The sequence below is a fragment of the Bradyrhizobium sp. 4 genome (assembly GCF_023100905.1).
Classification (GTDB): Bacteria; Pseudomonadota; Alphaproteobacteria; order Rhizobiales; family Xanthobacteraceae; genus Bradyrhizobium.
The window spans coordinates 2,532,063-2,544,228 of sequence record NZ_CP064686.1 but is presented as its reverse complement, the minus strand read 5'-3'; the positions used below and the strand labels follow the sequence as shown (position 1 = coordinate 2,544,228).

10 protein-coding genes are annotated in these 12,166 nt (G+C 63.9%); 5 read left to right on the top strand and 5 right to left on the bottom strand.

The genetic code is table 11. The annotated features are described in order from the left end of the window. Nucleotides 1–93: 93 nt before the first annotated feature. Entirely contained in the window at nucleotides 94–642 is a 549-nt protein-coding gene (locus tag IVB45_RS11625) for a sigma-70 family RNA polymerase sigma factor (protein WP_247359911.1), read from the top strand. Continuing rightward, nucleotides 639–1,400 (top strand): anti-sigma factor, encoded by a 762-nt coding sequence (locus IVB45_RS11620; RefSeq protein WP_027569017.1) that lies wholly within the window; start codon nucleotides 639–641, stop codon nucleotides 1,398–1,400. Before IVB45_RS11625 ends, IVB45_RS11620 begins: the two co-directional genes overlap by 4 nt. Nucleotides 1,401–1,415: 15 nt before the next feature. On the opposite strand, the gene IVB45_RS11615 is transcribed toward IVB45_RS11620, so the two are convergent. Together IVB45_RS11615 and hpnO are read right to left on the bottom strand one after the other, a co-directional pair. Next, entirely contained in the window at nucleotides 1,416–1,820 is a 405-nt protein-coding gene (locus IVB45_RS11615) for a GFA family protein (protein ID WP_247359912.1), read from the bottom strand. A gap of 115 nt (nucleotides 1,821–1,935) precedes the next feature. Next, nucleotides 1,936–3,327, bottom strand: a complete 1,392-nt coding sequence (hpnO, locus tag IVB45_RS11610) for an aminobacteriohopanetriol synthase HpnO (RefSeq protein WP_247359913.1) — start codon at nucleotides 3,325–3,327, stop codon at nucleotides 1,936–1,938. Between the two features lie 141 nt (nucleotides 3,328–3,468). Here hpnO and IVB45_RS11605 point away from each other — a divergent pair, with 141 nt between their 5' ends. Further along, nucleotides 3,469–4,101, top strand: coding sequence for a DUF2147 domain-containing protein (locus IVB45_RS11605; protein WP_247359914.1), 633 nt, complete (start codon nucleotides 3,469–3,471; stop codon nucleotides 4,099–4,101). Here IVB45_RS11605 and IVB45_RS11600 read toward each other — a convergent pair. Beyond that, nucleotides 4,069–6,657, bottom strand: a complete 2,589-nt coding sequence (locus tag IVB45_RS11600; RefSeq protein WP_247359915.1) for an MMPL family transporter — start codon at nucleotides 6,655–6,657, stop codon at nucleotides 4,069–4,071. The genes IVB45_RS11605 and IVB45_RS11600 overlap by 33 nt on opposite strands. A 460-nt stretch (nucleotides 6,658–7,117) precedes the next feature. On the opposite strand from IVB45_RS11600, the gene ispH reads away from it, so the two are divergent. Together ispH and hpnH are read left to right on the top strand one after the other, a co-directional pair. Next, nucleotides 7,118–8,044, top strand: coding sequence for a 4-hydroxy-3-methylbut-2-enyl diphosphate reductase (ispH, locus tag IVB45_RS11595; protein WP_027516858.1), 927 nt, complete (start codon nucleotides 7,118–7,120; stop codon nucleotides 8,042–8,044). 35 nt (nucleotides 8,045–8,079) lie between these two features. Then, nucleotides 8,080–9,240: an adenosyl-hopene transferase HpnH gene (gene hpnH / locus IVB45_RS11590; RefSeq protein WP_027569013.1), complete on the top strand. Its 1,161-nt coding sequence runs from the start codon at nucleotides 8,080–8,082 to the stop codon at nucleotides 9,238–9,240. A gap of 170 nt (nucleotides 9,241–9,410) precedes the next feature. On the opposite strand, the gene IVB45_RS11585 is transcribed toward hpnH, so the two are convergent. Then, nucleotides 9,411–10,160, bottom strand: a complete 750-nt coding sequence (locus tag IVB45_RS11585; RefSeq protein WP_247359916.1) for a phosphorylase — start codon at nucleotides 10,158–10,160, stop codon at nucleotides 9,411–9,413. Continuing rightward, complete coding sequence (gene shc / locus IVB45_RS11580; RefSeq protein ID WP_247359917.1) at nucleotides 10,157–12,124, bottom strand: squalene--hopene cyclase; 1,968 nt, start codon at nucleotides 12,122–12,124, stop codon at nucleotides 10,157–10,159. Before shc ends, IVB45_RS11585 begins: the two co-directional genes overlap by 4 nt. Between the last annotated feature and the right edge of the window lie 42 nt (nucleotides 12,125–12,166).

Here is a 12,166-nt window from a genome sequence, read left to right as displayed (position 1 = left end):
CCTTCGGTCACACACAGGGACGAAACGAACAGGGACGAAACGAGCAACGACGAGACGAAGCAACGATCAGAACAAGAGGCAAAGCGAGGAGCGATGCCCGACAACGACGATTTGCAGAAGGCGCAACGCTTCCGCGAGGCGGCGCTGCCCTATCTCGACGACGTCTACACCCTCGCGCGCTATCTCTTGCGTGATGCCTCCGATGCCGAGGACGCGGTGCAGGAGTGCTATCTGCGCGCGCTGAAGCATTTCGACAGCTATCGCGGACCGGCGATGAAGCCCTGGCTGTTCGCGATCCTGCGTAACGTCTGCAATGCCGAATATGCACGGCGCGCGCACAGGCACAGCGCGATCGACGATACGCCCGGCGCTGCCGAGCAGACGCCGATCTGGCAGGAGACCGAGGCTAGCCCCGAAACCGAAGTGCTGCGCAGCCGCGATGCGGGCGCGATCCGCAAGCTGATCGACGCGCTCGCCGAGCCGTTCAAGGAAACATTCGTGCTGCGCGAGATCAACAACCTGTCCTATCGCGAAGTCGCCGAGGCCGTCGGCGCGCCCGTCGGCACCGTGATGTCCCGCCTCGCCCGCGCTCGCGCCATGCTGCGCGCGGCCTGGACGGCGGATGAGGAGCAAGCAAGATGACCTGCGACGAAGCAAGAATCCTGCTTCACGCGCTGCTCGACAACGAGCTCGATGCCGGCCATGCGCGCGAGGTCGAAGCCCATATCGCGAGCTGCCCGGCCTGCGCTGCGGAGCTTTCGGCCCAACGCGACATGCAGCGCGTGCTCGCGGACGCCGATTTGCGCTACACCGCACCGGCGAGCCTGCGTGCGCGTATCGAGGCTTCGCTGCCGCAGCCGCAGCCGCAGCGTCAACAGCCGAGCCGCCGCTCTGTGCTGCGCGGCTTTGCGATGGGCTCGGCAGTCTCCGCGCTCGCCGCCTCCGGCGTCGTTGCATTGGTGCTGCGCCAGGACGACCAGCAGCGCATCCTGTCGGAGGTCGTCTCCGCGCATCTGCGCTCGCTCCAGGCCGGCCACCTCATCGACGTGGTCTCGACCGACCAGCACACGGTGAAGCCGTGGTTCAACGGCAAGCTCGACGTCGCCCCGCCCGTGATCGACCTCACCGCACAAGGGTTTACGCTGGTGGGAGGGCGGCTCGACTATATCGACGCCCGCGCCATCGGTGCGGTCGTCTACAAGCGCCGGCAGCACGTGGTGAATTTGTTCGTGTCGCAGACATCGAACGCGGAATACCGCGCGCCCAAGACCGAAACCATGCAGGGCTTCAACTGCCGGCGCTGGGGCAATCGCGGCCTGAACTTCTGGGCCGTCAGCGATCTCGCCCCCGACGAGCTTGCCGAATTCGTCGACAAGTTCGAGGCGGCGATGAAGGGTTAGCCTCTGCGCATCCAGTCATTCGAGCGGAGGAAATCGTTCGAAGACGGGCAGTTCGTGAGCCCGCTCCATCCAGCCAATCCGCTCGGCGACCTGAATGTGCATCGTCGCCGGAACGGCATCGGGGTCATCATAGGTCCCGCTCTGGATATCGATGATATCGGGCATCAGGTTTTCGTTGATGTAGAACAGCCCAGTGCCGCAATCGGCACAGAAGTGACGTCGTCCATGTTCGGATGATTGATAGATCTTCGGCTGACCGCGCACGACTTTGACGGCCTTGAGCGAATACATCGCCCAGCCGACCATCGGTGCCCCGGAGTGGCGGCGGCAATCCGCGCAATGGCAGAGCGCGTGCACCATCATGTCGCCGTTGACTTCGTAGCGGATCGCGCCGCAATGACAGCCCCCAGTCAAAGGCATCGCCCACTCCTCTCCCGGTCAGGTCAATGCCGGAAAATAAGCGTCGATTTGGAATTTCGGGAGACGGACTGCTTCAGCAGGTCGCACGTCGCGACATCAGGCCGCAGCACAGGCCTTACGCCGATCGCCTCACCGCGTTGTCCACCAGCGTCTTGCCGAGCGACCAGATCGCGCCGGGGACCTTGTGGCTGCCGGCGATGACGTCGTCGAAGGCGCGCTCGATCCAGCCGCAATCTTCCTCGGTGATGGTGAGCGGCGGCAGAAGCTTGATGGTGTGGCTGCCGTGGCCGGCAACCTGCGTGAGGATCTTGTGGTCCTTGAACAGCGGCACGGTGATGAGCTGGCAGAACAGGCCCTTGTTGGCCGCCTCCAGCACGTTCCAGGACGCCCGCAGCCGCAGCGATTTCGGCGGACCGAACTCGACGCCGATCATCAGGCCCTTGCCGCGGACTTCCTTCAACAGCTCGTAGCCGGGCACCATGCGCGTGAGCGCGAGGCGCAGCTCGGCACCGCGCTTGGCGGCGGACTCGATCAGCTTCTCGGACTCCATGACGTCGAGCGTGGCGATGCCCGCGGCCATCGCCAGGTCGTTCTTGGAGAAAGTCGAGCCGTGCACGACTGCACGGTCCATCTGGTTGAAGATCTTGTCGAAGATGCTCTTGCGCGTCAGCACCGCGCCGACCGGCACATGGCCGCCGGACAGCGACTTCGACAGCAGCACCATGTCGGGCTCGACATTCCAGTGCTCGACCGCGAGGAAGCGGCCGGTGCGGCCCATGCCGGTCTGGATCTCGTCGGCGACGAACAGCGTGCCGTATTTCTTGCAGAGCGCGGACGCACCCGGCAGGAACTCGTCGGTGGGCATGTTGACGCCCTTGCCCTGGATCGGCTCGACGACGAAGGCGGCTACCTCGCGCGAGGCCAGCGCCTTTTCGAGCGCGGCGAGATCGTTGAACGGGATCGAGGTGCAGCCCGGCAGCAGCGGCTCGAAGCCGGTGCGAAAGTTCGAATCACCCGTCAGCGACAGCGCGCCATAGGTCAGGCCGTGATAGCCGTGGGCACAATAGACGATGCCCGGACGGCCGGTGGCGCCGCGGGCGAACTTGATCGCCGCTTCGACGCATTCGGCGCCGGAATTGGCGAAGAACGCCTTGTCGAGATAGGGGACGTACTTCAAAAGCCGCTCGGCAAGCACGCCGGCAAGCACCGAGACGTCGAACTGGACAAGGTTGGGCAGGTCGGCATCGAGCACGCTCTTGAGCGCCTCGCGCATGACCGGATGATTGCGCCCGATCGCAAACACGCCAAAACCGGACAAGAGGTCGAGATAGCGCGCCCCGTCGCGGTCGTAGAGGTACTGTCCCTGCCCCTTCTGGAAGCCGACATCGTAGCCGATGGTCTTCAGGACCCGAACGAACTGCTCGTTCAGATGCCGATTATGCAGGGCGCTGCGCTGGGCCTGGCGGTCCGCGAACAGCTGAGACATGTCTGGATTTGGGCTGTGCATCCGCTACATACTTCGGTTGAGGGCCGTCTCGTCAACTGAAAACGGAACGTCGCTGAAAACGGTCTGTGCGGCCTTTTGCCCTTTTTCGGACCATCTTCGCAAGCAGAGCTTTAGACCATGTTGCACTGCCAAGGAACTATCATGCGTTTAGCCCTTTACACCGGACTAATACTGGCTGGCGGTTACACCTGCCTGAACCCGGCGCTCGCGGCCGATCCGACCGGCGACTGGCGGGTTGCCGACGGTGTCGCCAACATTCGTGTCGCCCAATGCAATGGCAGCATGTGGGGCGCGGTTTCCTGGGAAAAACAGCCCGGCGGCCGCGACGAGAACAATCCGGACGCGTCGAAAAAGACCCGGCCCACGCTGGGCATGGCGACCCTGATCGACATGAAGAAGAAGCCCAGCGCCGATCAATGGGAAGGTCAGGTCTACAACGCCAAGGACGGCCAGCTCTACAGCGCGACCATCACGCCGGTTGGCACCGACCAGCTCGAGATCAAGGGCTGCGTGATGGGGTTCCTGTGCGGTGGCGAGACTTGGACCCGGGTCAGTCCCCCGATTCCCTTGAGCCCCGCCAACGCCATGGCCAAGGGCGCGCCGAAGCCCACCGGCGCGGCGCCGAAAGCCCCGGCAACGACCGGCGCTACAGCGGCGCAGGCTGCGCCCGCAGCCCCGAAGGCCACCGGCACCGCCAAACCCGGTCAGAAGGGCGCCGCCGACCAGGTCGGCGACATCTGCCTACTCCCTGAGATTGCGGGGTTTGCCCATTAGGGCGGGCTGAAACAGCAGCACGGCGGCAAGCGTCGTCACCAGCGACAGCGCGAGCAGCTTGCCCATGCTGGACGTGCCGGGATGGCTCGACAGCCAAAGGCTGCCGAACGCGGTCGCCGTTGTCAGCGCGCTGAAAAAGATCGCGCGCGTCAGGCTGGTCTGGAGCAGGTTTGTCCTGCCCGAGCGCCAGGCCACGACATAGTAGATCTTGAAGGCCACGCCGACGCCGAGCAGCAGCGGGAACGCAACGATATTGGCGAAGTTGAGCGGCAAGCCGATCAGCACGCAGATCTCGAGCGTCACCGCGCCGGCCACCAGCAGCGGCACCAGCGTCATCAGCACGTCGACGAACCGGCGCAGCGTGACCCACAGCAACAGGCCGATCACCAGCAGCGCATAGATTCCGGCATGGATGAACGCCTTCACCACGGTGTCGCCGGATTTCAGGATCGAGACCGGACCGCCGATCGCGGTCGGCTCGGCAACGAGTACCGCCGCCGCAAATTTGCGCAGCGTGTCGTTGTCGTTGGGATCGCCCTTCGGCAGCGCCTCGACGCGGATGATGCCGTCCTTGCTCTTCCAGGCGCTGACGAGATCTGCCGGCAATGACTTCAGGGTGACCGGCTCGGCCTGCATCGCGTTCCGGAGCTGGTCGAACACAATCTTCATCGGCGCGACGAACACGTCCTGCGCCTTGTTCCGCGTGGCCTCGTCGCCATTGGCGAGCTTTTCCAGCGCGTCCGCGAGCCGACGCGAGGCGACCGCTCCCGGGCCCTTCGCATCGCCTGCGGTCCGGCGCAGATTGTCGACCGAGGATTTCAGCGCATCGACGTTTTCCTTGTCCGACGGCGCGGCGTCGATCTGGTCGGGATTGAGCGCTGGGTTCAGCACCTTGGCGCCCTGCGCGAGCAGCTTCAGCTTCGGCGGCTGGTCTTCAGGAACGAAGCTGTTGAGCGACATCACGCGCAACACCTCCGGCACCTTCTCCAGCTTTGCCTCCACCTGCTTTGCCTGTTCTTCCGACGTGGTCATCACGTTGATGGCATTGGCGCCGGTGTTGGGATCCTTGCGCAAATCGAGGAAGGTCGCGATCGACTCTGCCTTCGGGTTGCGCAGGTTCATCGGGTTGAAGTCGAACTTCATGAAATAGAGCAGCGGCAGGCCGGCGACCGCCAGAAACATCGTGCCACCGACGACCAGCACGCGGTGCTTCTCCAGGAAGTGATCGAGCGGCGCCAGGAAGGCATAGCCGACCGGCTCTTTCTCACCGGGCGGGTTCAACAGCTTCAGCATCGCCGGGAGCACGGTGATGCTGGTGAGGAACGCGACCAGCATGCCGACGCCGGCGATCTGGCCGAGTTCGGCGATTCCCTTGTAGTCGGTGGGGATGAAGCAGAGGAAGCCGGCCGCGGTCGCCATTGCCGCCAGCGATAACGGAATAGCCGAGCGCTTGGCAGCGAGGATCAGCGCCCCCGAGAGATCGTTGTGTTTGTAGCGCTCGGAGCGATAGCGGACGCTGTACTGAATGCCGAAATCGACGCCGAGGCCGACGAACAGCACGGCGAACGCGATCGACAGCAAATTGAGCGAGCCCACCATCATCAGGCCGGCGGCGGTTGTCAGCGCAAGACCTACGAAGAGATTGACGAACACCGCGAAGATGATCTTCGCCGAATGCAGCGCCAGCCACAGGATGAGCAGCACGACGAGAACCGTGCCGATGCCGTTGACGACGGCGCCTTCCTGGACGGTTGCATATTCCTCGTTGGCGATCGGGACCGGTCCAGTCAGCCGGACCCGCGCCTGGTATTTGGTGGCAAATTCCAGATCGGCTGCGGCCTTGCGGATCGCGTCGGTGGCGCCCTTGCCGGGCTCCAGCGCGTTGTAGTCGAGGATCGGCTTGAACTCGATGAAGGCGCGCTTGTCCGAATCCGTCAGCGGCTCGTCACTGACGAGCTGGCGCCAGGAGAACGTCGCATTGCCCTTGTTGAGCACGGTCTCGACCGTTTGCGCGATCTGGTTGAAGGGCCGTTCGGTGTTGTCGAGCTTGACCTGCCCGCGCTTGACGCCGGCAAGTCCTGTTTCCAGCGCGCCGGTCAGGCCACGGATCGAGGGATCGCCCGCCATGATCTCGATCAGCGGCGCGGCGGATTCGAACTGGCCGGTGACCTTGGCGACTTCCTCTGTCGGCAGGAACAACAGACCATTCTTTTCGAAGAACTCGCCGGTGCCGAGCTGCTGCATCGACTGGAATTCGGTCTTGTTGTCCTTCAGCTTGGCATACAGCGCGTCCGACGCCGCGGTCGCCATCTCCGGCGTCTTGGCTTCGACCACCGCCGTAATCGTCGCATCGCGGTCGAAGGCGCGATCGAACTGCTGGTCGCGTTGGCGCCAGTCCAGATTTTGGGCAATCAGCGAGTTGATGTCGGTGTTGATGGCGAAATGTTGGGACGTGTAATAGCCCGCCCCCACCGCCAGCAGGAGCCCGAGAACGACGACGAGGGAGGCAAACCGGGTGCAGGCCCTGACGATGGCAACGACGACGCTTTGCAGCACTACTTTTCTTTCTGCGGTTAACAGCTTGCCGGAAACGCCCGCTGTTTAACGGAGTTCCCGGCCGAAACCTATTGCTGTTTTGAGTGGTTATCGCCGTCAGAAGGTTCGAGGTAAACGGCGGAAGACCATGGCAAAATCATGCGGGCCGTCGGTATAGCCGAGGAGTTGAGGCGGGAAAGTGACGAAGCATGCGCACAAATGTCGCCACTTTGCTGCCACGGGCATTCTCTACTATAATACCGCGAAACTGATCCGGCACGGAACCAAAGTTCATTCCACCTTTCCTTACTGCCGATTTTTTGACACAAAGTACTGCGCCTCCATGCACTGGGGCCCCGGCAGGGGTGGGCGGCTACCGCGTGCGCGAACCGATGGTGCGGATATTGCAACTCATTGGTTCGTATCGGGGTGTCCCCTGAACTTGAGAGCGGATTGGTGCAACTTGCGTGATGGGCGTCCAATGGAAGTTTATCTGGCGCAACCGCGCGGCTTTTGCGCGGGAGTGGTGCGTGCGATCGAGATCGTGGAACGGGCGCTGGAGAAGTACGGCCCGCCCGTCTACGTGCGCCATGAGATCGTGCACAACAAGTACGTCGTCGAGAGCCTGAAAAACAAAGGTGCGATCTTCGTCGAGGAGCTGTCGGAGGTGCCACCCAAGGCCGTGACGGTCTTCAGCGCCCATGGCGTCGCCCGGAGCGTCGAGGAAGAGGCCGCTGCGCGCGACCTTCCGGTGCTCAATGCCACCTGCCCCCTAGTCACGAAAGTTCACAATCAGGGGAAGCGCTACATCGCCAGGGGCCGCACCCTGATCCTGATCGGCCATGCCGGCCACCCCGAGGTCGAGGGTACGATGGGCCAGGTTCCCGCCCCCGTACTGCTGGTCCAAAGCGTTGAAGAGGTTAAGGCCCTTGAGCTGCCGGCGGATACGCCAGTGGCCTATATCACCCAGACCACCCTGTCGGTGGATGACACAAAAGACATCATTTCGGCCCTGCAAGCCCGCTTTACAGATATTCAAGGCCCGGATATCCGGGATATCTGCTATGCGACACAGAACCGCCAATCTGCGGTAAGGGACTTGAGCAAGCTGGTCGACGTGATCTTGGTGGTGGGCGCTGCCAATAGCTCGAATTCGAACCGGCTCCGCGAAATCGGCACTGAGGCCGGTGTCGCGAGTTATCTGATTGCCGACGGCAGCGCGCTCAATCCGGAGTGGTTGAAAGATGCCAGGATCGTCGGCGTCACGGCCGGCGCTTCGGCGCCCGAGGTACTCGTGGATGACGTGATCGAAGCGATGCGGCGGATCGGACCGGTCAAGGTCTCGGTGCTTCCGGGCCGCGAGGAAAACATCGAATTCCGGCTTCCGGCCCAACTGGCTGCGAGCTGACCCACCCGAATTTCAAGCCCAGAAAGAAACTTGTGATGGCTATCCCCTTCTTCAAGGAAATGCGTATCGGCGGCTATTTGATCAAGCAGAAGCTGCTTGGCCGCAAGCGCTATCCGCTCGTGCTGATGCTGGAACCGCTGTTTCGCTGCAACCTCGCCTGCGTCGGCTGCGGCAAGATCGACTATCCGGACGCGATCCTCAACCGCCGCATGACCGCACAGGAGTGCTGGGACGCGGCCGACGAGTGCGGCGCGCCGATGGTCGCCATTCCCGGCGGCGAGCCGCTGATCCACAAGGAGATCGGCGAGATCGTGCGCGGCCTCGTCGCGCGCAAGAAGTTCGTCTCGCTCTGCACCAACGCGCTGTTGCTCGAGAAGAAGCTCGATCTGTTCGAGCCTTCGCCCTATCTGTTCTTCTCCGTGCATCTCGACGGCCTGAAGGAGCACCACGACAAGGCCGTGTCGCAGAAGGGCGTGTTCGACCGCGCCGTCTCCGCGATCAAGGCGGCCAAGGCCCGCGGCTTCACCGTCAACGTCAACGCCACCATCTTCGACGGCCATCCGGCCGAGGAGATCGCGAAATTCCTCGACCTCACCGTCGAGCTCGGTGTCGGCGTCTCGATGTCGCCCGGCTACGCCTATGAGCGCGCGCCCGACCAGGAGCACTTCCTCAACCGCACCAAGACCAAGAAGCTGTTCCGCGACGTCTTCGCGATGGGCAAGGGCAAGAAGTGGAATTTCATGCATTCCGGCCTGTTCCTGGACTTCCTCGCCGGCAACCAGGAATACGAGTGCACGCCCTGGGGCATGCCCGCGCGCAACATCTTCGGCTGGCAGAAGCCCTGCTATCTGCTCGGTGAAGGCTATGCGAAGACCTTCAAGGAGCTGATGGACACCACCGATTGGGAAACCTACGGCACCGGCAAGTACGAGAAGTGCGCCGACTGCATGGCCCATTGCGGCTACGAGCCGACGGCGGCGACCGCAGCCATCAACAACCCGCTGAAGGCGATGTGGGTGTCGCTGCGTGGCGTCAGGACCACGGGTCCGATGGCCCCCGAGATCGACATGAGCAAGCAGCGCCCGGCGCAGTACATCTTCTCGGCGGAAGTGCAGAAGCGCCTGTCGGAGATCCGCAAGGACGAGGCCGCCGCCGCGCAGGAGAAGGCGGCACGGAAGGCTTCGACCGCCGCGTAAGCGCGATGCCCTGTAGCCCGGATGGAGCGCAAGCGAAATCCGGGACGGTCCTCCGCGTTGAAGTCGTCGGATTGCGCTCCGCTCCATCCGAGTGACGCACACTGAAACAGAAAAGGCCCGATCGCCAATGGCGACCGGGCCTTTTGGTTTTTAATGATCGCAGAACCGGCTCAGGCTGCCTCTGAGACCAGGGCCTCGCTCTCGACCAGCTCGGTGCCGATCAGGAAGTCGCGGCAGCCGCGAAGTGAGCGCAGCGCGCGGTTGAAGTCGAGGCCGGTCGAGACCAGTCCATGCAGCGCGGTCGGGTTGCGCGCGATGCCGCGCAGCACGGCCAGCACGTCGATCTGGCCGTTCGGCTTGATCGCGGCGCGGGCGAGCGCCGGCAGCGCGCGATGGGCGGGATCGCTGATGACGCGGACCGCGGCGAACGGCAAGCCGGCCTCGGCGGCGTAGGCGGCCGCGATGTGGCTTTCCATGTCGACGGCGGCCGCTCCCGTCTCCGAATGCAGCGCCGCCTTGCAGGACCGCCCCGTGACCACTTCCTCGGCACCGGCGAGGCTGCCGCGCACCACGCGGCGGCGTCCGGACGTCAGGCGGTCGATCAGGTCGTCGCCGAGCGAGAGGCCAGCGGCCCAGCGGGTGTCGCCCGCGAGCACCTCGGTCGCCAGCACGACGTCGCCGGAGCGCAGCGTCGGGTCGAGCCCGCCGGCCACGCCAAAGGAGATCACACCGCGAATCGTCTCGGGATCCAGCACCGTCAACAGCGCCCGCAACTGGGTCGGGCTGCTCGATGAGCAAATGACCGCCATGCCGGGCCCGGCCGCGATTCGGGCCTCCTGAACCAGTCCAGTCACGATCAATATCGGCCGCGGATCAACGGTTTGACCCGCGGTAAGATAGTCCCCCGTCCCCAAAGTCACATTCCGACCCCTACCACCCTGCTGTTGGTGTTCCGCAAGTTCCGATACCGCGCCAACGCCCACAGCGGGAAGAACTTCGGGTAACCATGGTACCGTAGATAGAATACACGGGGAAAGCCTGTGGCGGTGTACCGCTGTTCGTCCCACAGTCCTTTTTTGTTCTGTGTTGCAATCAGGTACTCCACCCCGCGGGCGACGGCCGGGTGATCAACCTCGCCAGCAGCCATAAGGGCAAGCAAGGCCCATGCCGTTTGCGAGGCGGTCGAGGGAGCAGCCTCCCAGCCCTGGTAGTCCAGCCGGTAGCTGACGGCATCCTCGCCCCAGCCGCCGTCCTGGTTCTGGATCGAGGCCAGCCAGCCGGCCGCCTTGCGCATCATCGGATCGTCGTGGCGGACGCCGGCCATGTTGAGGGCGCACAGCACCGACCAGGTTCCGTAGATGAAGTTCATGCCCCAGCGGCCGTACCAGGACCCTTCGGGGTGCTGGGTCTTGCGGAGGTAGGCGATCCCGTCCGCGACGTGCTTGCTGGTCTTCGCGGTCTCGCCGAGCTGGGCCAGCATCGAGATGCAGCGCGCGGTGACGTCCTCGGTCGGCGGGTCGAGCAGCGCGCCATGGTCCGAGAACGGGATGTTGTTCAGGTAATATTCGAGATTGTTGACGTCGAAGGCGGCCCAGCCGCCGTCGTCGCTTTGCATGCCTTCGATCCACTCCCGGGCACGGTCCATCGCGGCGTCATAGCCGGTCGCACCGTGCTCCCGGCGCATCCGGTCCATCGACATCACGACCACCGCGGTGTCGTCGAGATCGGGATAATGGGCATTGTTGTACTGGAAGGCCCAGCCGCCCGGGCGCACGTCGGGCCGCTTCACCGCCCAGTCGCCCTTCACCTCGAGCTCCTGCTTCGGCATCAGCCAGTCGAGACCCTGCTTGGCCGCCGGCACCGCCTTGTCGCCGCCGGCTTCGAGCAGCGCGTGGGCGGTCAGCGTCGTGTCCCACACCGGCGAGACGCAGGGCTGGCAATAGGCTTCGTCGTCCTTGATCACGAGCAGCTTGTCGATACCCCGGCGCGTGATCGCGCGCGGCGGGAAGTTCTCGTCCTTGCCGAGCGCGTCGTACATCATGACGATGTTGGCCATCGGCGGATAGATCGCGCCCATGCCGTCCTCGCCGTTCAGCCGCTCCTCGGTGAAGGCGAGCGCGGCGTCGATGGCGCGCTTGCGCAGGCTCTTGGGAAACATCGGCTCGACCACGCGCAAAATGCCGTCGAGCGCGCGGAACAGCACGAACCAGGCCATGCTCTGGTGCGGCGCCTTGGCGGTCATGCCGATTGAGCGCGGATCCTGCAGGAACAGCTCGTCGATGCCGACGCCCTTGGGATTCTTCGCCCGTGGCTTCAGCGCGGCGATGACCATCAGCGGCACCATGGTGGTGCGCGCCCAGTAGGAGATCTTGTTGATGTGGAACGGCGACCAGAACGGCAGCAGCACGATCTCGATCGGCAGCACCGGTACCGCGCGCCAGGTCACGACGCCAAACATCGCAAGCATGAAGCGCGTGAAGACATTGCTGTGAATGGCGCCGCCGCGGGAATGGATCGCCTCGCGCGCACGCACCATGTGCGGCGCGTCGATGGAATCCCCGATCATTTTCAGCGCGAAATATGCCTTGACGCTGGCGCTCATGTCGAACTCGCCGTCATGCACCAGCGACCAGCCGCCATGGGCGCCCTGCACGCGGCGAAGATAATTGGCGATCTTGGCTTCGAGCACGGAATCAACCGGCTCGGCGAGATAATGGCGCAGCAGGACGTATTCGGCCGGAATCGTGCCATCGGCCTCGAGCTCGAACACCCAATGGCCGTCGGGTTGCTGGAAGCCGAGGACGCCTTGGGTGGCCGACGCAATGCTCGATTCCAAGTTCCTGAATTCTTGGGCTTCGCGGCTGGTCGCGTTCACGGAATCCATCTCGCTCGATTGCTCCGATAGTCGATTGAATGGGCCGAAATT